Annotated in this window: 29 protein-coding genes; 18 read left to right on the top strand and 11 right to left on the bottom strand. The window is 63.7% G+C overall.

The genetic code is table 11. The annotated features are described in order from the left end of the window. Positions 1–6: 6 nt before the first annotated feature. From nadC to ACP7BY_RS09765, 7 genes are all read right to left on the bottom strand, one after another. Positions 7–852: a carboxylating nicotinate-nucleotide diphosphorylase gene (nadC, locus tag ACP7BY_RS09795; RefSeq protein ID WP_033963221.1), complete on the bottom strand. Its 846-nt coding sequence runs from the start codon at positions 850–852 to the stop codon at positions 7–9. Continuing rightward, positions 849–1,850 (bottom strand): quinolinate synthase NadA, encoded by a 1,002-nt coding sequence (gene nadA, locus ACP7BY_RS09790; RefSeq protein WP_126847324.1) that lies wholly within the window; start codon positions 1,848–1,850, stop codon positions 849–851. The genes nadC and nadA overlap by 4 nt, the downstream gene beginning before the upstream one ends. A gap of 51 nt (positions 1,851–1,901) precedes the next feature. After that, entirely contained in the window at positions 1,902–2,675 is a 774-nt protein-coding gene (locus tag ACP7BY_RS09785; protein WP_033963223.1) for a hypothetical protein, read from the bottom strand. Between the two features lie 74 nt (positions 2,676–2,749). Further along, positions 2,750–3,433, bottom strand: coding sequence for a DUF4230 domain-containing protein (locus ACP7BY_RS09780; RefSeq protein WP_052191980.1), 684 nt, complete (start codon positions 3,431–3,433; stop codon positions 2,750–2,752). Next, positions 3,430–4,287 (bottom strand): MBL fold metallo-hydrolase, encoded by an 858-nt coding sequence (locus ACP7BY_RS09775; RefSeq protein ID WP_137902413.1) that lies wholly within the window; start codon positions 4,285–4,287, stop codon positions 3,430–3,432. The genes ACP7BY_RS09780 and ACP7BY_RS09775 overlap by 4 nt, the downstream gene beginning before the upstream one ends. A 56-nt stretch (positions 4,288–4,343) precedes the next feature. Continuing rightward, entirely contained in the window at positions 4,344–5,900 is a 1,557-nt protein-coding gene (locus tag ACP7BY_RS09770; RefSeq protein ID WP_137902336.1) for a M56 family metallopeptidase, read from the bottom strand. After that, complete coding sequence (locus tag ACP7BY_RS09765; RefSeq protein WP_033963229.1) at positions 5,897–6,265, bottom strand: BlaI/MecI/CopY family transcriptional regulator; 369 nt, start codon at positions 6,263–6,265, stop codon at positions 5,897–5,899. Before ACP7BY_RS09765 ends, ACP7BY_RS09770 begins: the two co-directional genes overlap by 4 nt. 113 nt (positions 6,266–6,378) lie before the next feature. Between ACP7BY_RS09765 and ACP7BY_RS09760 the strand changes: the two genes are divergently transcribed. The 8 genes from ACP7BY_RS09760 to ACP7BY_RS09725 all read left to right on the top strand — a co-directional run bounded on the left by ACP7BY_RS09760 (position 6,379) and on the right by ACP7BY_RS09725 (position 13,783). Next, positions 6,379–7,293: an SMP-30/gluconolactonase/LRE family protein gene (locus tag ACP7BY_RS09760; protein ID WP_126847319.1), complete on the top strand. Its 915-nt coding sequence runs from the start codon at positions 6,379–6,381 to the stop codon at positions 7,291–7,293. 24 nt (positions 7,294–7,317) lie between these two features. Continuing rightward, positions 7,318–8,010 carry a VIT1/CCC1 transporter family protein gene (locus ACP7BY_RS09755; protein ID WP_033963230.1) on the top strand — a complete coding sequence of 231 codons (693 nt, stop codon included), beginning with the start codon at positions 7,318–7,320 and terminating at the stop codon, positions 8,008–8,010. A gap of 83 nt (positions 8,011–8,093) precedes the next feature. Continuing rightward, complete coding sequence (locus ACP7BY_RS09750) at positions 8,094–8,795, top strand: CoA transferase subunit A (RefSeq protein WP_033963235.1); 702 nt, start codon at positions 8,094–8,096, stop codon at positions 8,793–8,795. Positions 8,796–8,962: 167 nt separating this feature from the next. Continuing rightward, positions 8,963–9,775, top strand: a complete 813-nt coding sequence (locus tag ACP7BY_RS09745; RefSeq protein WP_137902414.1) for an HAD family acid phosphatase — start codon at positions 8,963–8,965, stop codon at positions 9,773–9,775. Beyond that, a complete protein-coding gene (locus ACP7BY_RS09740; RefSeq protein ID WP_033963239.1) occupies positions 9,775–10,410 on the top strand; it encodes a CoA transferase subunit B in 636 nt (211 codons plus the stop codon). Before ACP7BY_RS09745 ends, ACP7BY_RS09740 begins: the two co-directional genes overlap by 1 nt. Positions 10,411–10,508: 98 nt before the next feature. After that, positions 10,509–11,963, top strand: a complete 1,455-nt coding sequence (gene leuC, locus ACP7BY_RS09735; RefSeq protein WP_033963240.1) for a 3-isopropylmalate dehydratase large subunit — start codon at positions 10,509–10,511, stop codon at positions 11,961–11,963. A 226-nt stretch (positions 11,964–12,189) separates the two neighbouring features. Continuing rightward, positions 12,190–12,819, top strand: coding sequence for a 3-isopropylmalate dehydratase small subunit (gene leuD, locus ACP7BY_RS09730; RefSeq protein ID WP_137902337.1), 630 nt, complete (start codon positions 12,190–12,192; stop codon positions 12,817–12,819). Next, complete coding sequence (locus tag ACP7BY_RS09725) at positions 12,782–13,783, top strand: NADPH:quinone oxidoreductase family protein (protein ID WP_171010436.1); 1,002 nt, start codon at positions 12,782–12,784, stop codon at positions 13,781–13,783. Before leuD ends, ACP7BY_RS09725 begins: the two co-directional genes overlap by 38 nt. A 416-nt stretch (positions 13,784–14,199) precedes the next feature. On the opposite strand, the gene ACP7BY_RS09720 is transcribed toward ACP7BY_RS09725, so the two are convergent. Further along, a complete protein-coding gene (locus tag ACP7BY_RS09720; protein WP_052191985.1) occupies positions 14,200–15,645 on the bottom strand; it encodes an Nramp family divalent metal transporter in 1,446 nt (481 codons plus the stop codon). 193 nt (positions 15,646–15,838) lie between these two features. On the opposite strand from ACP7BY_RS09720, the gene ACP7BY_RS09715 reads away from it, so the two are divergent. The 4 genes from ACP7BY_RS09715 to ACP7BY_RS09700 all read left to right on the top strand — a co-directional run bounded on the left by ACP7BY_RS09715 (position 15,839) and on the right by ACP7BY_RS09700 (position 18,662). Further along, positions 15,839–16,162 (top strand): DUF1476 domain-containing protein, encoded by a 324-nt coding sequence (locus tag ACP7BY_RS09715; RefSeq protein ID WP_033963241.1) that lies wholly within the window; start codon positions 15,839–15,841, stop codon positions 16,160–16,162. After that, positions 16,162–16,401: a BolA/IbaG family iron-sulfur metabolism protein gene (locus ACP7BY_RS09710; protein WP_033963242.1), complete on the top strand. Its 240-nt coding sequence runs from the start codon at positions 16,162–16,164 to the stop codon at positions 16,399–16,401. Before ACP7BY_RS09715 ends, ACP7BY_RS09710 begins: the two co-directional genes overlap by 1 nt. 4 nt (positions 16,402–16,405) lie before the next feature. Continuing rightward, positions 16,406–16,741: a Grx4 family monothiol glutaredoxin gene (gene grxD / locus ACP7BY_RS09705; protein WP_010402645.1), complete on the top strand. Its 336-nt coding sequence runs from the start codon at positions 16,406–16,408 to the stop codon at positions 16,739–16,741. 253 nt (positions 16,742–16,994) lie between these two features. Beyond that, on the top strand, positions 16,995–18,662 hold the full coding sequence (locus tag ACP7BY_RS09700) for a thiamine pyrophosphate-binding protein (RefSeq protein WP_137902338.1): 1,668 nt from the start codon (positions 16,995–16,997) through the stop codon (positions 18,660–18,662). 33 nt (positions 18,663–18,695) lie between these two features. Here ACP7BY_RS09700 and ACP7BY_RS09695 read toward each other — a convergent pair whose 3' ends face one another. After that, the gene (locus ACP7BY_RS09695; RefSeq protein WP_033963244.1) at positions 18,696–18,866 is read right to left on the bottom strand and encodes a CsbD family protein; all 171 of its coding nucleotides are present in this window, start codon (positions 18,864–18,866) and stop codon (positions 18,696–18,698) included. A gap of 160 nt (positions 18,867–19,026) precedes the next feature. On the opposite strand from ACP7BY_RS09695, the gene ACP7BY_RS09690 reads away from it, so the two are divergent. Further along, complete coding sequence (locus ACP7BY_RS09690) at positions 19,027–19,524, top strand: class I SAM-dependent methyltransferase (protein WP_052191986.1); 498 nt, start codon at positions 19,027–19,029, stop codon at positions 19,522–19,524. On the opposite strand, the gene ACP7BY_RS09685 is transcribed toward ACP7BY_RS09690, so the two are convergent. Beyond that, positions 19,521–20,279 (bottom strand): alpha/beta hydrolase, encoded by a 759-nt coding sequence (locus ACP7BY_RS09685; protein WP_249340789.1) that lies wholly within the window; start codon positions 20,277–20,279, stop codon positions 19,521–19,523. The two genes, ACP7BY_RS09690 and ACP7BY_RS09685, sit on opposite strands and share 4 nt — an antisense overlap. A 45-nt stretch (positions 20,280–20,324) precedes the next feature. Beyond that, positions 20,325–21,332 carry a sulfur carrier protein ThiS gene (gene thiS / locus ACP7BY_RS09680; protein WP_137902339.1) on the bottom strand — a complete coding sequence of 336 codons (1,008 nt, stop codon included), beginning with the start codon at positions 21,330–21,332 and terminating at the stop codon, positions 20,325–20,327. 169 nt (positions 21,333–21,501) lie between these two features. On the opposite strand from thiS, the gene aroQ reads away from it, so the two are divergent. The 5 genes from aroQ to ACP7BY_RS09655 all read left to right on the top strand — a co-directional run bounded on the left by aroQ (position 21,502) and on the right by ACP7BY_RS09655 (position 26,562). Beyond that, complete coding sequence (gene aroQ, locus ACP7BY_RS09675) at positions 21,502–21,936, top strand: type II 3-dehydroquinate dehydratase (RefSeq protein ID WP_033963245.1); 435 nt, start codon at positions 21,502–21,504, stop codon at positions 21,934–21,936. 35 nt (positions 21,937–21,971) lie between these two features. Continuing rightward, positions 21,972–22,448, top strand: coding sequence for an acetyl-CoA carboxylase biotin carboxyl carrier protein (gene accB / locus ACP7BY_RS09670; protein WP_137902340.1), 477 nt, complete (start codon positions 21,972–21,974; stop codon positions 22,446–22,448). 132 nt (positions 22,449–22,580) lie between these two features. Further along, positions 22,581–23,933: an acetyl-CoA carboxylase biotin carboxylase subunit gene (gene accC / locus ACP7BY_RS09665; RefSeq protein ID WP_033963247.1), complete on the top strand. Its 1,353-nt coding sequence runs from the start codon at positions 22,581–22,583 to the stop codon at positions 23,931–23,933. A gap of 135 nt (positions 23,934–24,068) precedes the next feature. Next, positions 24,069–26,309: a phosphoribosylformylglycinamidine synthase subunit PurL gene (gene purL / locus ACP7BY_RS09660; protein ID WP_137902341.1), complete on the top strand. Its 2,241-nt coding sequence runs from the start codon at positions 24,069–24,071 to the stop codon at positions 26,307–26,309. A gap of 82 nt (positions 26,310–26,391) precedes the next feature. Beyond that, positions 26,392–26,562, top strand: a complete 171-nt coding sequence (locus tag ACP7BY_RS09655; protein WP_081988574.1) for a (2Fe-2S)-binding protein — start codon at positions 26,392–26,394, stop codon at positions 26,560–26,562. Positions 26,563–26,565 lie beyond the last annotated feature (3 nt).

Raw genomic sequence — 26,565 nt, 5'->3', positions numbered from 1 at the left:
GCACCCTCATGCTGCCGTGAAATCGAGCCCGATATCAGCCGCCGGAGCCGACTGCGTCAAGCGCCCGACGCTGACATAGGTAACCCCGGTCGCGGCGATCGCGCCGATCGTATCGAGCCGCACCCCGCCCGACGCTTCGGTCGGCACGCGCCCGGCAACCTGCGCCACCGCCGTGCGCAGTGTGGCCACGTCCATATTATCGAGCAGCAGATGCGTTGCCCCCGCCGCAAGCGCCGGTTCGATCTGGTCCAGCGCATCCACCTCGACGATGATCCGCGCGATCCCTGCGGCCTTCGCCCGCGCAATCGCCGGACCTACGCCGCCTGCGACCGCGACATGATTGTCCTTGATCATAGCGGCGTCCCACAGGCCCATGCGGTGGTTGGTCGCCCCGCCCATCCGCGTCGCATATTTCTCCAGCGCGCGCAGGCCAGGTATGGTCTTGCGTGTATCGAGCAAAGTCGCGCCGGTGCCCGCAATCGCCTCGACATAGGTGCGTGTCATCGTCGCGATGCCCGACAGATGCTGCACCGTGTTGAGCGCCGAGCGCTCCGCCGTCAGCATCGCCCGCGCGCGTCCCTGGAGGCGCAACAGATCGGTGCCCGCCGCCACCGCTTGCCCGTCCTCGACCAGCCGCTCGATCTCCACATCCGGGTCCAACGCGCGGAAAAACGCCTCGGCGATCGGCAACCCCGCGACGACGATCGCATCGCGGCTGTCCATCACCCCGGTAAACCGCGCATCCGCCGGGATCACCGCAGCAGAGGTAATGTCCCCGCCCGGCCCCAAATCCTCGGCCAGCGTCGCCTGCACGAAGCTTGCGAGGTCGAAACGGTCGAGCTGAAAGGTCATGCCTTTACAGGACCCAGGTCGCCCTGCCCCACCGTGCCGCTGGCCATGGCGAGCATCGCGTCGAGGCTCTTCTTGGCTTGTAGCCGCAGCCCTTCCTCAATTTCCACGCGCGGGGTCAGGTCGCGCAGGGCGAGGTAGAGTTTCTCCAGCGTGTTCAGCGCCATGTACGGGCAGACATTGCAGTTGCAATTGCCGTCCGCGCCGGGCGCGCCAATGAAGTTCTTGAGCGGCGCGGCCTTTTCCATCTGGTGGATGATGTGCGGCTCGGTCGCGACGATCAGCGTGTCGCCCGCCATGGCATCGGCATAGGCCAAAATGCCGCTGGTCGAGCCGACATAATCGGCATGGTCGAGGATATAAGGCGGGCATTCGGGGTGCGCCGCGACCGGCGCGCCGGGGTGCTGCAATTGCAGCTTGAGCAATTCGGTTTCGCTGAACGCCTCGTGCACGATGCACACGCCCGGCCACAGCAGCATCTCGCGCCCGGTCTTGCGCGCCAGATAACCGCCCAGATTCTTGTCCGGCCCGAAGATGATTTTCTGGTCGAGCGGGATCTGGCTGAGGATCTTTTCCGCCGAAGACGATGTGACGATCACGTCGGAGAGCGCCTTCACCTCGGTCGAGCAGTTGATATAGGTCAGCGCGATATGATCCGGGTGCGCGGCGCGGAACGCGGCGAACTGGTCGGGCGGGCAACTGTCCTCCAGGCTGCACCCGGCATCCATGTCGGGCAGCACCACGATCTTGTCGGGGCTCAGGATCTTGGCGGTCTCGGCCATGAAGCGCACGCCGCAAAAGGCGATGACATCGGCATCGGTCGCCGCTGCCTTGCGCGACAGATCGAGGCTGTCGCCGACGAAATCGGCCAGATCCTGGATTTCGGGCTTCTGGTAATAATGCGCCAGGATCACGGCGTTGCGTTCCTTGCGCAGCCGGTCGATCTCAGCCCTCAAATCGAGCCCGGTCAGGCTTCCGCCGATACCACCACGTGCGTCCATCACCATGCTCCCGCGTTTGTGGGCTGCACATGGACGCGCGGGGCCGCGCGATCAAGAGAGTGGCGGGAATGGCGGATAGGCCAGCGGCGCAACCGATGCGCCCGGCGATCCTGCCGTCGCCGCGCGATAGAGCGCGGTTCCGAGCGGACTGTAGGTGATCGCTTCGGACAGCACGGTCGATCCGATGATCGCTGCAAGGCCCCACCACCAGGCCGGATGCACTTTACCGGTACGACGCAGATCGAACACCATGCCAACGATGGGGAGGATCAGGACTGCCAGAACATCAACCTCATAAGCGTAAGGGATCAGAAACGGCATCGGCAGCAATCGCCCGTATGCCGGGCCCAGCAGCAACGCCATTCCGGAAAAATGCAGCCGTCGATGCCATTCCGTCTGCCGCCGCCGCACGATCGCTGCGGTCGTCAACGCCGCGAACGTCAGGATCGTCACCGGATTCAGCACCAGAAACAAAGCAGGCGGGAAGAAGAAAGGCGCATGGCCGAGCCGTACGAGGCGCACCGTCACGATCGTGCCAAGCACAACCATCGCGACGATCCAGCCCGCCCCGATCCAGCCAAGCCGACGATGCAGCGCGATCGAGCCCCGCGCGACCAGCGCATTCTGCGTCACATACAACACCACCCAGCCCATGAAGACCACGGCATGGGCATGGACAATCGGCGGCGAGGCGAAGCTGGAGCGCCCCGTGACGATCATCAACGAGAAGCCCGCGACGACGATCGCCGCCATAATCAGCGAAGTGATGAAAAAGAAACGATCGTCTTTCGCGACCGCGGAATGTGGTTCTGCTAAAGATGCCATATTCGCCCCCCGACGAAACCGAATCGCTGGGGCTCTATACCATTGGATTGGCGCTGGAGGAACCGCGTCACGCCTTATTGGCGGTTTGCCAGAACTTCGGCGATCGACTTGGTCGTATCCCACACTTCGCTGCCGTCGCGCCCCTCATCCGCGAAGCGCACCTTGACGGTCGCGTCGAAACCGGCCGCTTTGAGTGGCAGCGCAAAGCTCCGCTCGACCGCACGGCGCGTGGCGTCGCGGGCGAGGCGAATGGGCACCGCTTCGTGCGCCTGGCGTACGAGTTCCTTTTGACCGGCAGCGCGGTTTGCCGCCTCGAGTTTCGCATCGGCGTCGGTAATTTTGGACAGGATTCCGCCTTCGCCATATTCACGGATCTGCGTCATGTCGATCTGCGGTGCCGATGCTTCGACCGGCGGCAGTACTACGCCGAGCGTGCGGGTCTTGGCGTCCCACGTTACGTCGCGCGCGTTCAGTTTCGCCATATCGACGTGATATTCCACGGTCCCCGGCATGATGAGCGTCTTCTTCGCCTGCAAGCCGAATTGCGTCTGTGTCGAGGTCGACACCGCGACGAACCGTGCCGCGAAGGCCGACAGGCGGTTCTGCTCGCGCAGTCCCTGCAGCGACCCACTGGCGATGGTCACAGGATCGGGCCCGGCGAGCTTGTGCTCGACCATCGCGCCGATGCCCCACACCAGCGCGAGGATGAACACGGTGATCAGGGCCAGCGCCGCCGCAAACTTTCCGACGAAAGTCATTCCTTTACGCTCCACACATCACCGTCTGCACAGACTTCGCCACGCTGCGCCAGATCGATCAAATGCGCCAAAACCGATCGCTCGGCCGCTGGAAACAAGCGCGGGTCGATGCCGACGTACATCCGCTCGACCATCACGGCGATGGTCGCCGACTGGGTGCGGAGCAGCCGCAGGATCTGCCCCTCGCGCTGCTTGCGATGGCCGAGCATCCCGCGCACCAGCCGCTGCGGATTGGTAACCGGATCGCCATGCGCGGGATAATAGATACGGTCGTCGCGCGGCAGCAGCTTTTCCAGGCTTGCCATATACGCCGCCATATCTCCGTCGGGCGGCGAGACGATGCTGGTCGACCAGCCCATTACATGATCGCCGGTGAACAACGCCCGGCTCTCGGGCAGCGAAAAGGCGAGATGGTTGGAGGTGTGGCCCGGCGTCGCGAGCGCGGTCAGTGTCCAGCCGTCGCCCGCAACCGAGTCGCCTTCCGTCAGAATCCGATCGGGCGCGTACTCCCGATCGAAAGATGCATCGCTCCGGACACGATCGTCATCGAGCGCGAGCGGCGCGCATCCAACGATCGGCGCGCCCGTTGCCGCCGCCAGCGGGCGCGAGCCCGGGCTGTGATCGCGGTGAGTGTGGGTGATCACGATCGCCCGGACCGGACGCCCGGCGATGGCGTGGACGATCGCCGCGATATGGTCTGGCGTGTCCGGGCCGGGATCGATCACCGCGAGGTCGCTGGTGCCGACCAAATGTACTTGCGTGCCTGTCGAGGTGAACGGCGACGGATTGGGGGCAAGCAATCGCACGACGAGGGGCTCGAGTTGCTCGGGCACACCGGGAAATTGCTCGCTCATATCGGCCGAGATGGCGGGTCGTGCGGGCAGACGCAAGCCCGTACGACCCTGCCCGGTCATTCCACCTTGGCAATGTCTGCCTGGATTTCGGCGATAGCGGTGTCGATCCCTGCCAAGGCCTGCGCGCGGGCCTCCGCCCCCATCTCGGGGGACCGCAACATTTTCTCGCGCGCCGCACGCAAGCCCGCCAAAGCACCGGCGTAAGCCTTGCGTTCGATATCCTTGCTGTTCGCGGCTATCGCAGCGCCCTCCGCCGCCACTTTTTCGATACGGTTCGAACAGATGACGATGAGCTTCTTGCCGTCCTTTTCACGATGAAGAACCATCTGGCGCGGGTCGCCCTCGGAGCTGCAGCGCGCCGACCTGACCTCGGGAATGGTCTCTATCCCCGACATATTCTCCATCCCGGAGAGATTTTCCAAGGTCACCTTGCCGTCCTTGTCGCGGCGGATGACGCGCACGACTTTGCGATGGTCTTTTCCATCCTCCGCGATGGTGGTGGTCGTGTCGGTAATGGTGGTGGTTGTCGTGGCGCGCGGCGGGGCCGGAGGCACGGGCGGCTCCGAAACATCAGCGGGTGCGGGTGCCGCCGCTTCAGCAACGGGCGGCGGCGGCACGGACGCTTGGTCGAGGCGCGCGATATCAACCCCGGTCGCCGTCTCCACCGACTTCCGCACTTTGGCGACGGCGGCCGTTCCCGAGGCGGTCAGGCCCAGCCCGGCGACGATGAGCAGCGACAGCGCCCCTGCCCCGGTTACCAGACGTACCGGCGATATCTTGGTGGTCGTCAGCATCCTCAATCTCCCTTTCAAGTCATTGATGGTGTGAAGGTGGCAGGTCGCCGACACCGCGCCGCCCAGGAAGGTCGGGTGCGCCGCCTTCAGGATCGCGCAGGCATAGGTGTGCCGTCGCATCGGGTTCATGCCCGCGAGCACCCGGGCGTCGTTGGCGATTTCCTGGTCGGCCCGAAAGGCACGGAACGCACGCCAGGCAATCGGATTGAACCAGTGCAGGGCGAGCACGACCAGCGCGACCCAGTTCGCGATAAGGTCGCCGCGCGCATGATGACCAAGCTCGTGCGCCAGCGCGAGATCGCGCTCTTCGGGTTCGTAGCGCTCGGCGAAATCGCGCGGAAAGGCAACGTAACGCCGCAACACGCCAAAGGCGAGCGGGCCGGTGGCCGCGTCGGTTTCGATCACCTGAACACCGTCCAGATCGTCGGTAGCCGCCCCCTGGTCCAGCATGCGGCGACAAAACCGCACATGCCGTCGCCAATGCCACCCGAAAAACGCCACCGCCCCAGCGATCCACAATATCGCAAGTACCGGGGCAAGCATCGCCCCAAAGGGCTGCACCGCCGGACCGACGGACCCTTCGCCAATCGGATCGACGAAGAGAACGGTAACTTGTTGGCTCGCGCGCAAAACCGGGGCGACCGCCGCCGCGTGCCAAGCGCTCGGCAATGGCGGCAGCAGCAAGCGCAGCACCGGCAGCAGCCACAGGGCGTAAGCGATATCGGCCCCGAATGCCTTGCGCACCGGAGCACGCAGTGCCAGCACCGCCACCATCAGCACGGTCGACGCGATCAAACCCTCGATGAGCCAGCCGATCATGCCTTGAGCTCCTTCAGCAATGCCTCGATTTCGGCGATATCCTGTGCCGTCAGCGCATCCCGCTCGGCGAGGTGCGCGACCAGCGGGCTCAATTTGCCGCCGAACAGGCGATCCATCAGCTTGCGCGATTCGCCCGCAACGTAATCTTCCCGCTGCACCAATGGACGATAGCGATAGCGTCTGCCGTCCTCCTCATGGGCGATGATGTTCTTCGCGAGCAACCGCCCCAATAGCGTCTTGACGGTGTTGGAGGTCCATTCGCGCGTCGCCGGGATCCGTTCCGCCACGTCCTGTGCGGTCAGCGGGCTTTCATCCCACAGCACCTCCATCACCGCATGTTCGGCATCACTGATTCGCTCGGCCATTCGACTCTCCTCCGTACTGACTACGGATGTAATCATATTGTTTACATGCGTAGTCAAGAGGCCCCTTGCAGTCCCCCGACCCAGCGATAGAACAAAAAAAAAGGAGAGTTCGGGTGACCCTAGCCACGATCGCGGACGGCCTGCGTTTCCCGGAAGGCCCCGTCGCCCTTCCCGATGGCAGCGTCGTGCTGGTCGAGATTGCAGCGGGCAGGATCAGCCGCGTTCGCGCCGACGGAACGATTGAGACGGTGGCAGAGCCGGGCGGCGGCCCCAACGGCCTGGCGCTCGGTCCCGACGGGATGCTCTATTGCTGCAACAATGGAGGATTCGAATATTTTGAGCACCCCGCCGGGCTGCTGATCCCGCACGGGCAAGCGCACGATTATTCCGGCGGCCGCATCGAACGGATCGATCCCGCGACCGGGGCCGTCGAAATCCTATACCGCGACGGAGACTTTGGCTGCGTACTGCGCGGCCCGAACGACATCGTGTTCGATTCCCACGGCGGCTTCTGGTTTACCGACCACGGCAAGACCCGGCACCGGGAGCGTGACGTCACCGGCATCTTCTATGCGAAGGCAGATGGAACTCATCTCGAAGAGGTCATTTTCCCCAGCGAAAACCCCAACGGCATCGGCCTCTCCCCGGACGGCAGGCGGTTGTACGTCGCGGAAACCTACACATGTCGGCTGATGGCCTTCGATATCACCGCACCCGGCAAGGTGGACCCGACCGTCGGGATCGGCGGAGCCGGCATCCCGTTGTACCGCCCGGCTGGCTATACGTTCTTCGATTCGCTGGGGATCGAGGAATGCGGTAACATTTGTGTCGCGACGATCGGCGAAAGCGGCATTTCGGTGATTTCCCCGGCGGGGGCGCTGGTCGAATTCGTCCCGACTCCGGACCCTTTCACAACCAACATCTGCTGGGGTGGGGTCGATCGGCAGACCGCCTATATCACCCTGTCCGGTACGGGACGGCTGGTGCGCATGCCATGGCCGAGACCCGGCCTTGCGCTGGCGCATTGAGACCAACATGGCTAGGGCGGTAGCGTGATTCGGCACGGTGAAAGACATGTGGTCCAGCGTATCGGCTGGTTGCGGGCCGCCGTGCTCGGCGCAAATGACGGCTTGCTGTCGACAGCCAGTCTGATCGTGGGCGTGGCTGCCGCCGCGCAGAGCCAGAGCGCTATTCTTACGACCGGGATCGCCGGCCTGGTCGCCGGCGCGATGTCGATGGCGGCCGGCGAGTATGTTTCAGTCAGTTCACAAGCCGACACAGAAGGTGCGGAGCGCGCGCGCGAAGCAGCCGAACTCGCCGAAGACCCCATGGCCGAGGCCAAGGAACTTGCCGCGATCTATCGCCAACGTGGGCTCGACGCGGCGCTGGCTGCGCAAGTCGCCGAGCAGTTGATGACGCATGACGCGCTGGGTGCCCACATGCGCGATGAGCTGGGCATCCACGAAGCGATGGAGGCAAAACCGGTGCAAGCCGCCATCGCATCGGCCGCCAGCTTTGCCGTTGGCGCGATCTTCCCGGTGCTGATGGCGTTTCTTTTCCGGGGCACCGCGCTGGTCGAAGCGGTCGCGGTGGCGACACTGGTGCTACTGGCCGTCTTGGGCGCAACGGGGGCCTATGTCGGCGGCGCGAACCTGTGGAAAGGGGCATTGCGCGTGCTGTTCTGGGGCGCGCTGGCAATGGCGGTGACGGCCGGGATCGGGCATGTGTTCGGCACCAGGGTTTAAGCTGTACCACCCGCCAGAATCAGCGGCTTGACCGTCTGCCCTTCCCCGCCGTACTCGACGCCCAAAATCGAAAGGCACCGCCGATGCGCAAGCTTTATCCCAATGCCGCCGCCGCTCTTGAAGGAGTGCTTCATGACGGCATGACGATTTGCGCGGGCGGCTTCGGTCTGTGCGGCATCCCCGAGCGGTTGATCGACGCGATCCGCGACGCGGGCACCAAGGATCTGACGATCGCCAGCAACAATGCCGGTATCGACGGTGAGGGCCTTGGAAAACTGCTGCGCACGCGCCAGGTCAAGAAGATGATCTCGTCCTATGTCGGCGAGAACAAGGAATTCGAGCGGCAGTATCTGTCGGGCGAGCTTGAGGTCGAATTTTGCCCGCAAGGCACGCTGGCCGAGCGCTGTCGTGCTGGCGGGGCCGGTATTCCGGGCTTCTACACCAAGACCGGCGTCGGAACGCTGGTTGCAGAAGGCAAGGAAGTGAAGACCTTCGACGGCGAGGAGTATATCCTCGAGCGCGGCATTCGCGCCGACCTTGCGATTATCAAGGGCTGGAAGGCGGATGAAAGCGGCAATTTGATCTTCCGCAAGACCGCGCGCAACTTCAACCAGCCGATGGCGACCGCGGGCAAGATCTGCGTGGCCGAGGTCGAGGAGATCGTTCCCGTCGGCGCGCTCGATCCCGACTGCATTCATTTGCCTGGCGTCTATGTCCAGCGGCTGATCGTCGGCGCGCCCTATGACAAGAAGATCGAGTTCCGCACTGTTCGCGAGGCGGCGTGATGCGACGGTCGCACTTGCGCTCCTGCGCAGGCAGGAGCCCAGGCGTGCGAGCGCTGCGCCTGTGGCTCTGGGCTCCTGCCTGCGCGGGAGCGCTGGCGCTGCAGGGATGCACCTCCACGGGTAACGTCGTGTCCCTCGTCGCGCACCGTTCCTACACCGGCTATCCTATGGTCACGGACGCCGAGGTGGCGCCCGGCATGCAATTCCTCTACGGCTCGGGCGAAGCCGCCGCGCTCGATCATCAGGCGTATAACACGCTGGTCGATGCCGTGCGCCGCCGCCTGGCGAGCGAAAAGGCCGACCCCAAGGCGCTGAGCGACCGCACCTCGGCAGTGCTCACCCCCGATGCGACGCTCGACCAGCCGGCCACCTTGCCGTGCGGAGACCGCCCTCGCGCGGTCGTGTTCGACGTGGACGAAACGCTGCTGCTCAATCTCGGCTTCGAATATGACGATGCGACGCATCCGGGTGCGCCCTATGACGAGGCGCACTGGCTGCAATGGGAGCAGGCCGGGGTCGACCGGGTCGCAGCCGTGCCCGGCGCTGTCGCTGCGGTCAACGAACTGCGCAACATGGGCGTAACCGTGGTGTTCAACACCAACCGCAGTGCCGCCAACGCCGCCTTCACCGAGGCCGCCATCGCCCATGCCGGTCTGGGCTCTGCCAAACACGGCGAAACGCTGTGGCTGAAGGGCGACCTCGGCAGCGGCTCGGGCAAGGATTCGCGGCGTCGGGCGATTGCCGCGCGCTATTGCGTGGTGGCGATGGGCGGAGATCAACTCGGCGATTTCTCCGACCTGTTCACCGGCACCCCGCAACAGCGCCGAGCGGCGGTCTCCTCGCCCGCCATCCACGGCATGTGGGGCCGCTTCTGGTTTGTGCTCCCCAACCCGGTTTACGGGACCGCGCTCAAGGGCGGGCTCGACGATGTTTTTCCCGCCGACAAGCGCTGGTCGCCCCCCGCATCTGGAGAGAAGTAATGGCCTGGACTCGTGACGAAATGGCCGCGCGCGCCGCACGCGAGCTGCAGGACGGCTTCTACGTCAATCTCGGCATCGGCATCCCCACTCTGGTGGCCAACCATATTCCCGAAGGCGTCGAAGTGACGCTCCAGTCCGAAAACGGCATGCTCGGCATCGGCCCCTTCCCGCTCGCCGGCGAAGAAGATGCCGATCTGATCAATGCCGGCAAGCAGACGATCAGCGAACTGCCCCAATCGGCCTATTTCAGCTCGTCCGACAGTTTCGCGATGATCCGTGGCGGCCATATCGATTTGACCGTGCTCGGCGCGATGGAAGTCGCTGAAAATGGCGACATCGCCAACTGGATGATCCCGGGCAAGATGATCAAGGGCATGGGCGGGGCGATGGATCTCGTCGCGGGCGTCAAGAAGATCATCGTGGTGATGGAACATACGTCCAAGAACGGGGACCCGAAGTTCATTCCCGCCTGCACGCTGCCGTTAACCGGCAAGAACGTCGTCGACATGATCGTTACCGACCTGGCGGTGTTCCAGCGCCCCGATCATCAATCGCCGTTCAAACTGATCGAAACGGCTCCCGGAGTTACCCCCGAAGAGATCGCTGCCAAAACCACAGCCCATTATATCCGCTAGCGGTGTCGCGGAGGGACTGTCCGCGCACGCGCTGACGGTGACGTAACATTCTGTTACCTAATCCTTGAAACGGCGCATCTTTCGGTTAAAGACCTCCAATGGCTAGCCGTCCCCTCACATTGTACGAAAAGATCTGGGCCGATCACGTCGTGGAACGCCGCGACGATGGCACCTGCCTGATCTACATCGATCGTCACCTCGTCCATGAGGTTACCAGCCCGCAGGCCTTTTCGGGCCTTCGCGCCAACGGGCGCACGGTGCGACGCCCCGATCTGACGCTGGCGGTGCCCGATCACAATTTGCCCACGACGGCACGACGCGACGCGGCGGGTGCCCCGTTGCCGATCGCCGATCCGGAAAGTGCGGCGCAGCTTGACGCGCTCGAACGCAATACCCGCGATTTCGGCATCGATTATATCGATGCACTCGCCCCGGAACAGGGCATCGTCCACGTTGTCGGCCCCGAGCAGGGCTTCACGCTACCTGGAACGACCCTGGTCTGTGGCGATAGCCATACCTCGGCGCACGGCGCGCTCGGCGCGCTCGCTTTTGGCATTGGCACGAGCGAGGTCGAGCATGTGCTCGCCACACAGACCCTGCTGCTCGGCCAGTCGAAGACGATGGAAGTGCGCGTCGATGGCACGCTCGGCTTCGGAATCAGCCCCAAGGACGTAACGCTTGCCATCATCGGCAAGATCGGCGCGGCAGGCGGCACGGGCTATGTGCTCGAATATACCGGGTCGATCATTCGCGAGATGTCGATCGAGGGGCGACTGACCGTTTCGAACATGTCGATCGAGGGCGGTGCCCGATCGGGCTTGATCGCGCCCGACGCGACGACCTTTGCCTATCTCAAGGGCCGTCCGATGGCACCGCGCGGAGCCGCCTGGGATACGGCGGTCGCTTATTGGCAGACGCTGCCGAGTGACCCCGGTGCGATCTATGATCGCGTCGTGACGCTCGACGCGACCGACATCGCGCCCCAATTGACCTGGGGCACCTCGCCCGAGGACGTTATCGCCATTACCGGCACCGTGCCCGATCCGGAGAGCTTCGCCGATCCGGCCAAGCGCGATGCCGCGCGCAAGTCGCTTGCATATATGGGGCTCACCCCCGGCACCGCGATGCAGGATATCGGCGTCGACTATGTCTTCATCGGCAGTTGCACCAACAGCCGGATCGAGGATCTGCGGGCCGCCGCCGCGGTCGCCAACGGACGCCGCGTGTCCGATGGCGTGCACGCGCTGATCGTGCCGGGATCCGGCCTGGTCAAGCGCCAGGCCGAAGCCGAGGGGCTCGACCGCATTTTCCTCGCCGCCGGGTTCGAATGGCGCGAGCCGGGCTGTTCGATGTGTCTTGCCATGAACCCCGACAAAGTACCACCGGGGTTGCGCTGCGCTTCCACTTCGAACCGTAATTTCGTAGGACGGCAGGGCCCAGGCGCGCGGACGCATCTGGTGTCGCCGGCGATGGCCGCAGCCGCTGCGGTGACGGGTAAATTGTGTGACGTGCGAGATCTGGTAACACATCCCGCGGAAGGGGATCGAGTATGAAGCGTGTTCTGGTTGTGCTTATCATGGGCACCGTGTTGAGCGGTCTCGCCGCTTATGCCGCCACCGCCAAGACCAGCGCGATCGGCATTTCGACCGGCAAATAACCGGCTGCTGGTGCTGCAGACCCGCCCGTCGTGCCGGTCGGGTCGGAAACCTGAGGAAAATATTCCGTGATGAAGATATTTCGCATGGGCTCCGGCGGCTATCCGCCGGCGGGAGCGCGGTGATGCAGGCGGTAACGCGCGTTTCCGGTATTGCCTATCCGTGGGGGCAGAAGAACGTCGATACCGACGTCATCATCCCGGCGCATTGGCTGAAGACCGTTACGCGGGAGGGGCTTGGCAAGGGCGCGTTTGAAACCGTGCGCGCGCAACCGGGCAACGTCTTCGACGATCCCCGCTATGCCGGAGCCCAGATCCTGATCGCGGGCGACAATTTCGGTTGTGGATCGAGCCGGGAACATGCCGCGTGGGCGCTTGCCGACATGGGCATCACCGCCGTGATCGCGCCCAGTTTCTCCGACATTTTTTCCGGAAACGCCTTCAAGAACGGGATCGTCGCGGTCGTGCTGCCACAAGATGCGATCGACCGGCTGCTCGCGGTCGCGCAGGACCAGCCAATTACCGTCGACCTCGAAACGATGACCGTCACCACTCCCTATCAGGACCGTTTTCCGTTCGAACTGGATGCCTTCCGCCGCCAATGCCTGATGGAGGGGCTGGACGAAGTCGGCCTCACGCTGGCAAGAGATACCCAGATTTCGAAATACGAAGCCGGGGTAGCTGAACACCGGCCGTGGATGAGCGGAGAACGGGCACATGCGGGCATTGTTGTCGAAGGCACCGGGCGGACCTGAAACACTAGTCATCGATACCTTGCCGGACCCGGTGGCGGGGCCCGGCCAGGTGGTGGTCGCGGTCAAGGCCTGCTCGATCAACTATCCCGACGTCCTGATCATCGAGGACAAATATCAGTTCAAGCCGCCGCGCCCCTTCGCGCCGGGCAGCGAAATTGCGGGTGTGATCGACAGCGTCGGCGCAGGCGTGACCGACTGGAAGCCCGGCGATCGCGTGATCGCAACAACGGGGTCGGGTGGATTGGTCGAAAAGATCGCCCTGCCCGTCACCAGCCTGTATCGCTTGCCGGAAGGCCGCAGCTTCGCCGAAGGCGCGTCGCTGTTGCTGACCTATGGCACCACGATCCACGCCCTGCTCGACCGTGGCCATCTTGCCGAGGGGCAAACCCTGCTGGTCCTCGGTGCCGCAGGCGGAGTGGGCCTCGCCGCAGTGGAGCTTGGTAAAGCCTTCGGCGCGCGCGTCGTCGCGGCGGTTTCGTCCGAGGAAAAGGCCGAGGCCGCCCGCCAGGCCGGGGCGGACGACACCATCGTCTATGCCCGCGCGCCGTTCGACAAGGATCAGTCCAAGGCGCTCGCCGAGCAGTTCAAGGCGGCCGGTGGCAAGAGCGGGTATGACGTGATCTATGATCCGGTCGGTGGCGATTATGCCGAGCCCGCGCTGCGCTCGATCGGCTGGGAGGGGCGCTATCTGGTGGTCGGCTTTCCCGCAGGCATTCCGAAATTGCCGCTCAACCTCACCTTGCTCAAAAGCTGCGACGTGTGCGGTGTATTCTGGGGCGCGTTTGCGGCGCGCGACCCCGAAGCGAACCGCGCGCATATCGAGCGGCTGTTTTTGCTATGGAAAGACGGTCAGATCGCACCGCGCGTGACGGAGACCTTCGCGTTCGAAGATGGCGGCAAGGCCATCGCCAAGATGGCGGCACGCGGCGCGATCGGAAAATTGGTGGTCAACGTCGCCGACTGACGGAAGCTCTTACTGCAACGTCGATGGGTCCATCGACAAAGACACTTTACTTAGCCAAGGCGACAATTCCTGATCGGAATTGGCTAGACACGATTTTGTTACGCATCCTTGAACTAAAATTGTATATAGGTATGCTCTGCAGGTCCGACGAGACGGACATGGAGAAAGGCAATGCGTAAGGTTAAATTCTTTGCGATGTCGGTGATTTTTTTACTAGGGACTAGTCCCGCCGCGCAAGCCCAGTCTTTAGGTGTATGCTGGGCAAATTATAATAGCCAAGTGCAGGCCTGTCGCGGCAACACCGTATGTGAGGGCTTTGCGTCGATGACGCTTAGCACGTGCCTACAAGCGCTGGTGCAAGTCGATCAGTAAACGGACATCGGACAGACGGGGCGTCTGTCCGATGCTCTGAATATCTATCGATTGGAATGGCTCGGGACTACTCGCCATCGCAAATGCACCCAAAGCGCAAACGCCACCCCCGCCGCCGCCAGCGCCCCTAACCACACCGCCCCGATCGTCGCCCACAGCAAATACACGTTCAGCACCGCGATCACCGTGCAAATCGCATAGCCCAGCGCTTTCACCCACACGCCATTGGCATGTGCCCCCATCCGCTCGTGCGAACTCGTCACCATCATCAGCGGGAAGATCGCGAAGGGCAGTTGCATCGACAGCACCACCTGGCTGACCACCAGCAGCTCCACCGTGTCGCGCCCGCCCGTCGCCGAGATCACCACCACCGCTGGCACGATCGCCAGCCCACGCGTCACCAGCCGTCGAATCCACGGCCGCACGCGAATGTGCAGGAACCCCTCCATCACGATCTGCCCGGCGAGCGTCCCCGTAATCGTGCTCGATTGCCCTGATGCCAACAGCGCCACCGCAAAGGCGGTCGCCGCAGCACCACCCAGCGCGGGGCGCAGCAATTGGTGCGCATCCTGCAATTCGGTCACCACCACGCCGCTGCGCCAGAACACCGCCGCCGCCAGCACCAGGATCGCGGCATTGACGAAGAACGCAGCCCCCAGCGCCAGCACCGTGTCGAGCGTGTTGAACGCCAGCGCCGCCCTGATGTCACGCGCACTCTTGCCGAAAGCGCGCGTCTGCACGATCGCCGAATGCAGATACAGATTATGCGGCATCACCGTCGCACCCAATATGCCGAGCGCGATCACCAAAGCCGCCTGATTGGGAATGGAGGGCGTCACCGCCCCCAGCGCGACCGCCGTCCAATCGGGCTTGGCGAGGAAGATGGTATAGGCAAAGCACAAAGCGATCGTCGTCACCAGAGCCAGCACCACCGCCTCGATCTTGCGGAACCCCAAATTGATCAGCAGCAGCAGCAGCAACACATCGAGCCCAGTGACCAGCACGCCCCATATCAGCGGCAAACCGAGCAACAGGTTCAGCGCCACGGCCGACCCAACCACCTCTGCCAGATCACACGCGATGATGGCGATTTCGCACAGCAGCCACAGGCCGATCACCACGGGCCTGGGGTAATAATCGCGGCACGATTGCGCGAGGTCGCGCCCGGTTACGATGCCGAGCCGCGCGCACAGCACTTGCAGGAAGATCGCCATCAGGTTCGAGGCGAGGATCACCCACAACAGCGCATAGCCAAACTGGCTGCCGCCGGCGAGATCGGTCCCCCAATTGCCAGGGTCCATATAGCCCACCGACACCATGAAGCCAGGACCGGCGAAACCAAGCCATTGCCGCCAGCGCGGCCGACGGACATCTCCCGTTTCCCATACCTTCAGCGTGCGATGCGCCTCGGGCAGCGACGGGAGGAAATGATGCGTGCCGGGCGGCCGAAGCGTGCCGTTCGAAGAAGGTCGGTCGGGAAGAGGCGGCATTGGCGGTTTGCGGTTCCCGATTGAACATAGGCGATCGGCTGCGCTTATACCGCCCTGCGGCAATTGGGCTACCGCCAACCGCTACAACTATACGCAAGGATACATTTGTACTGCTTTCACCACGGGCGTTGCGCACGCCCCCCGTCACGCTTATCTCCCTTGCGTTATTCGTCAGGCCCAAGGGACCATCCACATGACCACTTTCGACGATCGCGAGCGCGCCTTCGAGACCAAATATGCCCGCGATGAAGAAGTCGCCTTCCGCATCGTGGCGCGACGCAACCGTTTGCTCGGCCAATGGGCCGCTACACTGATGGGCCTGACGAAAGAGGAATCCGACGCTTACGCAACGGCCGTGGTCCAGGCCGATTTTGAAGAGGCCGGCGACGAAGACGTCATCCGCAAGCTCGTCAGCGATCTGACCGCAGCCAATGTCGCGATCGACGAAGCGGCGATCCGGCGCGCGATCGAGGAAAAGACGGTCGAAGCACGCCGTCAGTTGATGGGGTCCGAATAATGCCGATGGCGGCGGACGAAATCGAGGCGCTGATCGTCGCGGGCATCCCCGACGCGCGCGTCGAAATGACCGATCTCGCCGGTGATGGCGATCATTGGGCGGCGTGCGTCACCGCCGAGAGTTTTCGCGGGCTGCCGCGACTGAAACAACAACGCGCGGTCTATGCCGCGCTCGGCGACCGCATGGGCGGGGTGTTGCACGCCCTGCAACTCACCACCGCCGTGCCTGTACAGGAGTAAAACGATGAGCACCGACCCAGACCAGATCCGTATCGCCGAACTCGTCGGCAAAAGTGACGTCCTGCTGTTCATGAAGGGTAGTCCGCTGTTCCCACAGTGCGGTTTTTCCAGCCGCGCCGTCGCGATCCTCAATCATCTCGGTGCCGAATTCGACAGCGTCGATGTGCTGCAGGATCAAGGCGTGCGGCAGGGCATCAAGCAATTCTCGGATTGGCCGACGATTCCCCAGCTTTACGTGAAGGGCGAGTTCATTGGCGGGTCCGACATCATGATGGAAATGTATGAAAGCGGTGAGCTTGCGACGCTGCTTGAAGAGCAAGGTGTCGTGAAAGCGGGCTGATTGCCGGGTCGGGCGGGCCGCGCTGGTGCGCTGGCCCGCCCTGCTGAAGCGATTACCGCTCGGCATGTCCTAGGTATAGCACCCTACGTGCCAGATTTCGCAAAGCTCTGATTTTCTAAGGCTTTGGTGGTTAACGTAGGTGCTGCACCACGCGACACTGTCAAAATTCCCGACACTCGCGGCCACGCGCCTCGCGCGCGCTCGGCTCGAGAGCGCCCTACCCAAGCCGCAGCTTCGTCGCTAAAAACCGACGATGAACTTAGCCCCTCCCCCCCGCACTGGCGGCCGTATCCTGGTCGACCAACTCGTCGCGCAAGGCTGCGACCGCATTTTCACCGTCCCCGGCGAAAGCTTCCTCGCGGTGCTCGATGCGCTGCACGACACGCCCGAAATCGATCTGGTGGTGTGCCGACAGGAAGGTGGCGTCGCCTTCATGGCCTGTGCCGATGGCGCGCTCACCGGGCGGCCGGGCGTCGCCTTCGTCACGCGCGGCCCGGGTGCGACCAATGCCTCCATCGGGGTGCATGTCGCGATGCAGGACTCGCAGCCGATGGTGTTGTTCATCGGCGATGTCGATCGCGGAACCAAGGACCGCGAGGCGTTTCAGGAAATCGACTTTCCCGCGATGTTTGGCCCCATCGCCAAATGGGCCGCCAAGATCGACGACGCCCGCCGCATTCCCGAATATGTCGCGCGGGCCTGGAACGTCGCGATCTCGGGACGGCCCGGCCCGGTCGTGCTGGCGTTGCCCGAGGATATGCTGCTCGATCAGGTGGTGGCGGTGGATCGCCCGAGGGTGGAACGGGTGGATTCGATGCCCAATCCCGATCTGGTCGCGCGTGCGCTCGATGCTATCGGCCAGGCCAAGGCCCCGATGGCGATTGTCGGCGGTGCCGGTTGGGATTTGGCCACTGGTGCCGCGTTCAGCCACTTTGCCCAGCTATGGGGCATTCCCGTCGCCGCAGCTTTCCGGCGGCAGGATGCCATCCACAATACCCATAAGGTGTGGGCCGGCAACCTCGGTTATGGCCCGAACCCCAAACTGGTCGCGCGGATCAAGCAAGCCGACGTCCTTTTGGTGGTCGGTCCCCGCCTGGGAGAAGCGACTACCGACGGCTATACGCTCCTCACGCCCGATCATCCCAGCCAGACGCTCATTCACGTCCACCCCGATCCCAACGAATTGAACCGCACCTATCGCGCCGACATCGCGATCTGTGCGGGCATGTGGCCGATCGCCGACGCTCTGGTCAGCGCAAAGGAGCCGCCCGAGCCGCGCGCCGATGCACGAGAAGCCCATGCCGACTATCTCGCCTGGTCCACCCCCGCCCCGCGCGCGGGCGTGAAACTTGATCTCGGTCCGTGCGTCGCGGCGATGCGCGATCAACTTCCGGCGGACAGCATTATCTGCAACGGCGCGGGCAATTATTCCGGCTGGTGGCACCGCTACTGGCGGTACGAGCGCAACAGCCAACTCGCCCCCACCGCTGGTGCAATGGGCTACGGCGTCCCCGCCGCCACCGCCGCCGCTTTGCGCCACCCGGATCGCACCGTCGTCGCGCTTGCGGGCGATGGCTGCTTCCTGATGAACGGCCAGGAACTCGCCACCGCAGTGGCGCACGGCGCGAATATGCTCGTCCTCGTCATCGACAATGGCGCTTACGGTACGATCCGAATGCACCAGGAGCGCGAATTTCCCGGTCGCGTGAGCGGCACCGTGCTCGCCAACCCCGACTTTGCCGCGCTTGGCCGCGCTTATGGGTGTTGGGCGGAAACGGTCGAAACGACCGCAGAGTTCGCCCCGGCACTTGCCCGCGCGATGGCCCAGGACGGAGTGCGCTTGCTCCACCTCAAAACCGACGTCGAAACCATCACGGCAGGCACGACGCTGACCGCAATGAAAAAGGCCGCCTCGCGCTAGCGAAGCGGCCTCCTTTCACCAAGTCAGGCTTGCTCAGATATCGTCGCCGAGCGCGCCCTTGACCTTGCCTGCGGTCTGCTGGGCCTTGCCCTTCAGCTCCTGCGCGACACCTTCGGCCTGCGTATCAGGATTGTCGCTGTGCTGCTTGGCCTTGCCAATGGCTTCATTGACGTTGCCTTTGATCTTGTCGATGAGTTCGCCCATGAGAGCATCCTTTCCGTCTTGCGCCAAGAAGTGGCGATGTCGGTGGCACGACATCAGCGGCTTCTGATTGTAAAACAGCTTAAAATCGAACAGGTTCCCAAATACCTTGGCTAAACCCATCCGCCCTGGTGCCTTCGAGGCGCACGACTGGATCGAACGCATGATCGAGCCGCTGCCGCGCGGGGGCAGGATCCTCGATCTTGGCTGTGGTGCCGGTGAGCCAATCGGCCGGTTTCTGATCGCACGCGGCCACTCTGTGGTTGGGGTCGATCACGCACAATCGATGATCAACCTGGCGCAAACGCGGTTCCCGCGGGAACGCTGGATCAAGGCGGATATGCGCACCGTCCAGTTCGATGAGCAGTTCGATGGTGTGATCGCCTGGAATTCGCTGACCTGGTTTACCCACGCCGATCAAGCGCTGATGGCGCGCCGTGCGGCCGACTGGCTGAAATGCGGTGGCCGGCTCTTGTTCAACGCGCCGCCCGACCGCGACCCGACGCGCGACGACTATCGGAGTGGAACGCCGTACCGGGCCGACCTGGAGGCGGCCAATTACAGCGCGGCGATCCAGGCTGGCGGCCTGGTCGAAATGGCATATGTCGCCGAAGACGCCAGTTGCGGGGGCGCGGGCGTATGGCTCGCGCGCAAGCCTTAAGGTGCCACTTTCCGAAGGAAAGCCAGAACCGGCAGCCAATTGTCTTCCGCGCCTTGGGGGTCCTTCACCGCAATCAACGTCGAGGCACCATGCACTCCGTGCTTGGGGACGTAGCGCGTAACAAGGCGCGATGACATTGCATCGGCGATGCTTTTTGCGGCGGTCGTTTCATCGCTATTGGCGGCACCGGTAATATATGCCGGGACAGACAGCTGCGCGGCGGCGCGCTTTACCAACTGTTTGTCGTCGAAATATTCACCTGGAGAGAAGGACAAAATCGCGGCTATTTTCCCCGCATTTCGTACGCCAAGGGGAAACACCAAGGCGGCGGAATAGCTGCTCCCCCACAAGATCACGGGGACATGCTGCTGCGTCGCCCAGTCAATTGCCGCTTGCAGATCGGGAACCGCCTCCAGATAGCCTGCCGGGCGCGGATATTGCGCGCTTGACTCATTCGGGCCGAAGAGCGTGCCACCGGCGCGCTGATCGATTGCCAAAGCGCTATATCCGGCTGCGACCAGCCGCGGCGCGATCGTCCTATATTCGTCCTTGCTCGATCCCGCCTGATGAAACAGCAGGATCGTCGCCTTGGGATGCTCTGCGCGATACAACCGCCCAAAGACGGTCTTTCCATCCGCCGCCGTCAGCGTCATCGCTTGGGCTGGTGCCTCGAACGTCGAGGCGGCGGTGTTTGCATCATGCGGCGCGCTGCACCCGGTAAGGAGCAGTGCGACAGGAAGAAGGCGGTGCATCATAGGCGCGAAGCTAGGTCGTTCCGCACCGAAATGACAGCGTTCCGGTTAAATGAGCCCCGCTAAAGGACTGGAGGGATCGGCATAGCGCCGCTTGCCCATCCGCCCCGCCAGATACGCCATCCGTCCGGCCTCGACCCCAGCCTTCATCGCCGCCGCCATCAGAATGGGGTCCTTCGCCTCGGCGATCGCGGTGTTCATCAGCACGCCGTCGCAGCCCAGTTCCATGGCCAGCGCGGCGTCCGACGCGGTGCCGACCCCGGCGTCGACGATCACCGGTACAGTCGCCCCCTCGACGATCAGGCGAATCGTCACCTGATTTTGGATGCCTAGACCCGATCCGATTGGCGCGCCGAGCGGCATCACCGCCACTGCTCCCGCATTTTCCAGCCGCTTCGCCGCAATCGGATCATCGACGCAGTAAACCATCGGCAGGAAGCCTTCCTTGGCCAGCACTTCGGTGGCGCGGAGTGTCTCGACCATGTCGGGATAGAGCGTCTTGGCCTCGCCCAGCACTTCCAGCTTCACCAGATCCCAACCGCCCGCCTCGCGCGCCAGGCGGAGCGTGCGAATCGCCGATTCGGCATCGAAGCAGCCCGCCGTGTTCGGCAGATAGGTCACCTTCTTGGGGTCGATGAAATCGGTGAGCATCGGCGCGTTGCGGTCGGATACATTAACACGTCGTACCGCAACCGTAACGATCTCGGCACCGGAGGCCTCGAGCGCCGCTGCATTTTGCGCGAAGTCCTTATATTTGCCGGTACCGACGATCAGCCGCGACCGAAACGTACGCCCTGCGACGGTCCAGGTATCGGCCTTCACTGCAGGTGGGTGGTCGCCGCCACCGACGAAATGGACGATCTCGAGTTCATCGCCATCCTCAACCATCACCTGCGCCAGCGTCGAGCGCGGCACCACCGCCAGATTGCGTTCGACCGCGACCTTTTCCGGCAGCAGGCCAAGATCGGCGGCAAGATCGGCAAGGCTGAGCCCCGCGCGCACGCGGCGATGCTCGCCATTGAGCTGGATGGTCAGGGTTCCGTCGGTATGGGGCATGTTTGACCGGGGATAATCCCCGCCTCCGTTCGGGCTTAGCGTGTCGAAACCCTGTCCTTCCTCACCCGTGGGAGGACGAACAGCCCTTCGACAAGCTCAGGGCGAACGGGCTATGGATGCCCATCACCTAGGCGTCTGCCCAGCGTCATTCAACCGGAAGACTCACCCGATGCGCGAAACCATCTTCGTTCTCAACGGCCCGAACTTGAACCTGCTCGGCACGCGCGAGCCCGAAATCTACGGCCACGACACGCTCGACGACATCGCCGGCCAGTTGGAGGATCGCGCGCGAGAACTCGGGTTCGACATCGATCTACGCCAGTCCAACCATGAAGGGCATTTGATCGATTGGTTGCACGAGGCGCAGGCGCTGCCTGCCAAGGCGGTGCTGCTCAACGCCGCGGCTTTCACCCACACCTCGATCGCGCTGTACGATGCGATCAAAGCGATCCGCACGCCGGTGATCGAAGTCCATCTTTCCAACCCGCACGCGCGCGAAGCTTTTCGCCATATCAGCCGTATCTCCCCCGTGGCGAAGGGCACGATCTGCGGCTTTGGGACGCTTTCGTATCTGCTGGCGCTTGAAGCGGCGGCGCGTCTCTGACAGGACGCGTCCCCAATAAGGGAGATTAGGGTCGCATGGCCGAAGACAAACACAATGACGCAATGCGGATCGATGTCGATCTGGTGCGTCAGCTCGCGCAGCTGCTGGATGACACGCAGCTGACGGAAATCGAAGTCGAGGATGGCGGTCGCAAGATTCGCATCGCGCGCAAGGCGGCTGCCGTAGCGGCAGCGGTGCAATATGCCCCCGCCCCCGCAGCCGCCCCGGCGGCCTCGACCACCGCACCGGCGGAAATCGTCACCGCGCCGCAAGCCGCGTTCAATGCGGTCAAATCGCCGATGGTCGGCACCGCCTATCTGGCCCCCAATCCCGAGGCGAAGCCCTTTGTCAGCGTTGGTGACAAGGTTGCCGCAGGCGATACGCTGCTGATCGTCGAGGCGATGAAGGTGATGAATCCCATTCTCGCGCCAAGCGCGGGCACCGTGAAGGCCGTGCTGGTCGAGAGCGGCCAGCCGGTCGAGTTCGACCAACCCCTCGTCGTGGTGGAATGATCGCCACCGCCCCGTTCGGGCTGCGCTTGTCGAAGCCCTGCCCTCCTCTCGCGCCCGCTCGCCTGAGCCGGGCAGCTTTTCGACAGGCTCAGGGCGAACGGTGCCTCGGGTCTGCGGATTGGACAGTTACGAATGCCTGAAATCAAGAAGCTGCTGATCGCGAATCGCGGCGAGATCGCGCTGCGCATCCACCGCGCGTGCCATGAGATGGGTATCCAGACCGTCGCGGTGCATTCGACCGCCGACAGCGATGCGATGCACGTGCGACTCGCCGATCAGGCGATCTGCATCGGACCGCCGAGTGCTGCCGAAAGCTATCTCAACATCCCCAACATCATTTCCGCCGCCGAGATTTCGGGCGCGGACGCGATCCATCCGGGCTACGGTTTCTTAAGCGAAAACGCCAAGTTCGCCGAGATCGTCGAGGCGCACGACATCATCTTCGTCGGCCCCAAGCCCGAACATATCCGCACCATGGGCGACAAGATCGAGGCCAAGCGCACCGCAGGCGCGCTCGGCCTGCCGCTGGTGCCGGGCTCGGCCGGGCCGATCAGCGATCTGGCCGAGGCCAAGGAAATCGCAGCGGCCGCTGGCTATCCCGTCATCATCAAGGCGGCGTCGGGCGGCGGCGGGCGCGGCATGAAGGTCTGCACCTCCGAGGATCAGCTCGAAACGCTGATGCAGCAGGCCGGCAGCGAGGCGAAGGCCGCGTTCGGCGATGCGACCGTCTATCTCGAAAAATATCTCGGCAACCCGCGCCACATCGAATTCCAGGTGTTCGGCGACGGCAATGGCAACGCCATCCATCTGGGTGAGCGCGACTGCTCGCTCCAGCGCCGCCACCAGAAGGTGCTCGAAGAAGCCCCATCGCCCGTGCTGGGCGAAGAAGACCGCGCGCGCATGGGCGGCATTTGCGCCAAGGCGATGGCCGATATGGGCTATCGCGGTGCTGGCACGATCGAGTTCCTGTGGGAAAATGGCGAGTTCTATTTCATCGAAATGAACACGCGCCTACAGGTCGAACATCCCGTGACCGAGGCGATCACCGGGCTCGATCTGGTGCGCGAGCAGATCCGCATTGCCGAAGGCCATGGCCTGACGCTGCGCCAGGAAGACGTGCAATTCCGTGGCCATGCCATCGAATGCCGCATCAATGCCGAGGATCCGCGCACCTTCGCGCCGTCGCCCGGCCTGGTGAAGGCGTATCACGCGCCCGGCGGCATGAACGTCCGCGTCGATAGCGGGCTGTATGCCGGTTACCGCGTGCCGCCTTATTACGATTCGATGATCGCCAAACTGATCGTCTACGGCACCACCCGCGCCGGCGCGATCCGCCGCCTGCGCCGCGCGCTCGAGGAGTTCGTGATCGAAGGCCCGACGACGACCATCCCGCTACACCAGGCCTTGATCGAGGATCCCGACTTCCAGGACGGAAACTATACGATCAAGTGGCTCGAAGAATGGCTGGCGCGTAACGAGAGCTAAAAACGGGCCTGCACGAGCGCGGGGGCGGCGAATCGAGGCCGCCCCCGCCACTGCGCAACCGGTGCAGCGGCGCAAAAATGTCGGTTTGATGCTGGATGGGGTGACGCCGCCGCCCACGCTCGCTAAAGCCGCGCCATGACCGACATCACCCCAGAGATCGTCGCCCAGCACGGGCTGTCCCCTGAAGAATATGAGCGTGTCCTGCACGCGATGGGCCGCGAGCCCAATCTGACCGAGCTTGGCATTTTCTCGGTCATGTGGTCCGAGCATTGCTCGTATAAATCCAGCCGCATCCATTTGAAAAAGCTGCCGACCACCGGCCCGCAAGTGATTTGCGGCCCCGGCGAGAATGCCGGCGTGGTCGACATTGGCGATGGCCAGGCGGCGATCTTCAAGATGGAGAGCCACAACCACCCGTCCTATATCGAGCCTTATCAGGGCGCAGCGACCGGCGTTGGTGGCATTTTGCGCGACGTCTTTACGATGGGCGCGCGGCCCGTCGCCAACCTCAACGCGCTGCGCTTCGGTCGGCCCGATCATCCCAAGATGCGCCACCTCATTTCGGGCGTTGTGCATGGCATTGGCGGCTACGGCAATTGCGTTGGCGTGCCGACGGTTGGCGGCGAAGTGAACTTTCACTCCTCCTATGACGGCAACATCCTCGTCAACGCGATGACGGTCGGCGTCGCGGAGACCGACAAGATCTTCTATTCGGCGGCGTCGGGCATCGGAAATTCGATCGTCTATGTCGGCTCCAAGACCGGTCGCGACGGCATCCACGGTGCAACGATGGCGTCGGCCGATTTCTCCGAGGAGACCGGCGACAAGCGTCCGACCGTGCAGGTCGGTGATCCCTTTACCGAGAAGCTGTTGATCGAAGCCTGTCTTGAACTGATGGCCTCGGACGCGATCGTCGCGATCCAGGACATGGGTGCCGCCGGTCTCACTTCTTCCTCGGTCGAAATGGCGTCCAAGGGCGGCGTCGGCATCGAACTCAACATGAATGCGGTGCCGCAGCGCGAAACCGGCATGACGCCCTATGAGATGATGCTGAGCGAGAGCCAGGAGCGGATGCTCATGGTGCTGAAGCCCGGCCGTGAGGATTTCGCCGAAGCCATCTTCCGCAAATGGGAGCTGGATTTCGCGGTCATCGGCCACGTCACCGATACCGGCCACATGGTGCTGACCTTCAATGGCGAGACGGTTGCCGACATCCCGCTCGCCCCGCTCGCCGACGAGGCACCGCTCTACGATCGCCCCGCGGCTTCGAAGGAAGAGTATCAGGCCTGGGCCAAGGTCAGGCCGCTGGGCGAGATCCCCGACTCGACCGACGTCGCTGCGGATCTGCTGACGCTGATGGGCTCGCCCGACATCGCGTCGCGCCGGTGGATTTACGAGCAATATGATACGCAAGTTGGCGCGGACACGGTCCAGCGCCCGGGCGGCGACGCCGCCGTCGTGCGCGTCCACGGCACGCAAAAGGGGCTGGCGATGAGCACCGATTGCACGCCGCGCTATTGCTATGCCGATCCTTATGAAGGCGGCAAGCAGGCGATCGCCGAATGCTATCGCAATCTGTCGGCGGTCGGCGCGACGCCGCTTGCCGTCACCAATTGCCTCAACTTCGCCAACCCGCAGCGCCCCGAAATCATGGCGCAGTTCGTCGGTTGTCTCGATGGCATGGGCGACGCCTGCCGTGCGCTCGACTTTCCGATCGTGTCGGGCAACGTCTCGCTGTACAATGAGAGCAAGGCGACCGGCGGCGGCTCGGCGATCCTGCCGACCCCCGCGATCGGCGCGATCGGGCTGCTGGCCGACTGGTCGAAATCCGCGACCATCGCATTCAAGGGCACCGGCGACGTCATCGTGCTGATCGGCGAACGCTCGGGCCATCTCGGGCAGTCGCTATGGCTGCGCGAAGTCCATGGTCGCGAGGAAGGTGCGCCACCCACGGTCGACCTCGAAGCCGAGCGCCGCAACAGCGAGTTCGTCCGTGCGCATATCGCCACGGGCGCGCTCACCGCAGTGCACGACGTGTCCGACGGCGGCATTGCCGTGACGGTCGCCGAGATGGCACTGGCGGGCAATATCGGTGCGATGCTGCACGCTCCGCTGCCATGCGGGGTCGCTTGTGCGCTGTTCGGCGAGGACCAGGGCCTGTATGTCGCCACCGTCGCCGACCATCTGCTGCTCGAGACGCTGACCGCAGCGGATGCGGCGGGCGTCGAGATCGAACGAATCGGGCGCACCATCGCCAATCGCCTGATCTTCGAACTGCCCGACGATGACTATGTCGTCACGCTCGCCGATCTGCGCGCAGCGCACGAGGGCTTCTTCCCGAAATTGATGGGCGACGTCGCTCCGGTCGAGAGCTGAAACTTCTTGTGAGAATGGATCGCAACAGTGCTTGCGATCCATTCTCATTAGCGATACAACATGGGTTCCGAAGGGAGAATCCATGGTCGTCTGCATCTGCAATGCCATCCGTGAACGCGATGTCCGCGCTGCCGCACGCAGCGGGTCACGGACTGCGTGCCAAGCGTATCGGGCGATGGGCTGTCAGGCGAAATGTGGCCAATGCGTGCCCGTTGCCCGCGCCATTATCGACGAAGAGCGCGCCGTCGCCTAAGAT

The organism is Sphingomonas sp. PSPC2-2 (genome assembly GCF_049897725.1).
In the GTDB taxonomy this organism is placed as follows: Bacteria; Pseudomonadota; Alphaproteobacteria; order Sphingomonadales; family Sphingomonadaceae; genus Sphingomonas.
Note: the sequence above shows the minus strand (reverse complement) of the source record. Positions and strands in the feature narration are given on the sequence as shown.

Excerpts from the sequence above, each read along its gene's own strand:
- ACP7BY_RS09745 (WP_137902414.1), top strand. The coding sequence starts at position 8,963 with ATGGTCACGGACGCCGAGGTGGCGCCCGGCATGCAATTCCTCTACGGC.
- ACP7BY_RS09695 (WP_033963244.1), bottom strand. The coding sequence starts at position 18,866 with ATGGGCGAACTCATCGACAAGATCAAAGGCAACGTCAATGAAGCCATT.
- thiS (WP_137902339.1), bottom strand. The coding sequence starts at position 21,332 with ATGCCCCATACCGACGGAACCCTGACCATCCAGCTCAATGGCGAGCAT.
- ACP7BY_RS09720 (WP_052191985.1), bottom strand. The coding sequence starts at position 15,645 with ATGCCGCCTCTTCCCGACCGACCTTCTTCGAACGGCACGCTTCGGCCG.
- accB (WP_137902340.1), top strand. The coding sequence starts at position 21,972 with ATGGCCGAAGACAAACACAATGACGCAATGCGGATCGATGTCGATCTG.
- leuC (WP_033963240.1), top strand. The coding sequence starts at position 10,509 with ATGGCTAGCCGTCCCCTCACATTGTACGAAAAGATCTGGGCCGATCAC.
- ACP7BY_RS09700 (WP_137902338.1), top strand. The coding sequence starts at position 16,995 with ATGAACTTAGCCCCTCCCCCCCGCACTGGCGGCCGTATCCTGGTCGAC.
- nadA (WP_126847324.1), bottom strand. The coding sequence starts at position 1,850 with ATGGACGCACGTGGTGGTATCGGCGGAAGCCTGACCGGGCTCGATTTG.
- ACP7BY_RS09750 (WP_033963235.1), top strand. The coding sequence starts at position 8,094 with ATGCGCAAGCTTTATCCCAATGCCGCCGCCGCTCTTGAAGGAGTGCTT.
- purL (WP_137902341.1), top strand. The coding sequence starts at position 24,069 with ATGACCGACATCACCCCAGAGATCGTCGCCCAGCACGGGCTGTCCCCT.
- ACP7BY_RS09775 (WP_137902413.1), bottom strand. The coding sequence starts at position 4,287 with ATGAGCGAGCAATTTCCCGGTGTGCCCGAGCAACTCGAGCCCCTCGTC.
- ACP7BY_RS09655 (WP_081988574.1), top strand. The coding sequence starts at position 26,392 with ATGGTCGTCTGCATCTGCAATGCCATCCGTGAACGCGATGTCCGCGCT.
- nadC (WP_033963221.1), bottom strand. The coding sequence starts at position 852 with ATGACCTTTCAGCTCGACCGTTTCGACCTCGCAAGCTTCGTGCAGGCG.
- ACP7BY_RS09690 (WP_052191986.1), top strand. The coding sequence starts at position 19,027 with ATGATCGAGCCGCTGCCGCGCGGGGGCAGGATCCTCGATCTTGGCTGT.
- leuD (WP_137902337.1), top strand. The coding sequence starts at position 12,190 with ATGCAGGCGGTAACGCGCGTTTCCGGTATTGCCTATCCGTGGGGGCAG.
- aroQ (WP_033963245.1), top strand. The coding sequence starts at position 21,502 with ATGCGCGAAACCATCTTCGTTCTCAACGGCCCGAACTTGAACCTGCTC.
- ACP7BY_RS09685 (WP_249340789.1), bottom strand. The coding sequence starts at position 20,279 with ATGATGCACCGCCTTCTTCCTGTCGCACTGCTCCTTACCGGGTGCAGC.
- ACP7BY_RS09770 (WP_137902336.1), bottom strand. The coding sequence starts at position 5,900 with ATGATCGGCTGGCTCATCGAGGGTTTGATCGCGTCGACCGTGCTGATG.
- ACP7BY_RS09740 (WP_033963239.1), top strand. The coding sequence starts at position 9,775 with ATGGCCTGGACTCGTGACGAAATGGCCGCGCGCGCCGCACGCGAGCTG.
- ACP7BY_RS09780 (WP_052191980.1), bottom strand. The coding sequence starts at position 3,433 with ATGACTTTCGTCGGAAAGTTTGCGGCGGCGCTGGCCCTGATCACCGTG.
- accC (WP_033963247.1), top strand. The coding sequence starts at position 22,581 with ATGCCTGAAATCAAGAAGCTGCTGATCGCGAATCGCGGCGAGATCGCG.
- ACP7BY_RS09710 (WP_033963242.1), top strand. The coding sequence starts at position 16,162 with ATGCCGATGGCGGCGGACGAAATCGAGGCGCTGATCGTCGCGGGCATC.
- ACP7BY_RS09725 (WP_171010436.1), top strand. The coding sequence starts at position 12,782 with ATGCGGGCATTGTTGTCGAAGGCACCGGGCGGACCTGAAACACTAGTC.
- grxD (WP_010402645.1), top strand. The coding sequence starts at position 16,406 with ATGAGCACCGACCCAGACCAGATCCGTATCGCCGAACTCGTCGGCAAA.
- ACP7BY_RS09785 (WP_033963223.1), bottom strand. The coding sequence starts at position 2,675 with ATGGCATCTTTAGCAGAACCACATTCCGCGGTCGCGAAAGACGATCGT.
- ACP7BY_RS09765 (WP_033963229.1), bottom strand. The coding sequence starts at position 6,265 with ATGGCCGAGCGAATCAGTGATGCCGAACATGCGGTGATGGAGGTGCTG.
- ACP7BY_RS09715 (WP_033963241.1), top strand. The coding sequence starts at position 15,839 with ATGACCACTTTCGACGATCGCGAGCGCGCCTTCGAGACCAAATATGCC.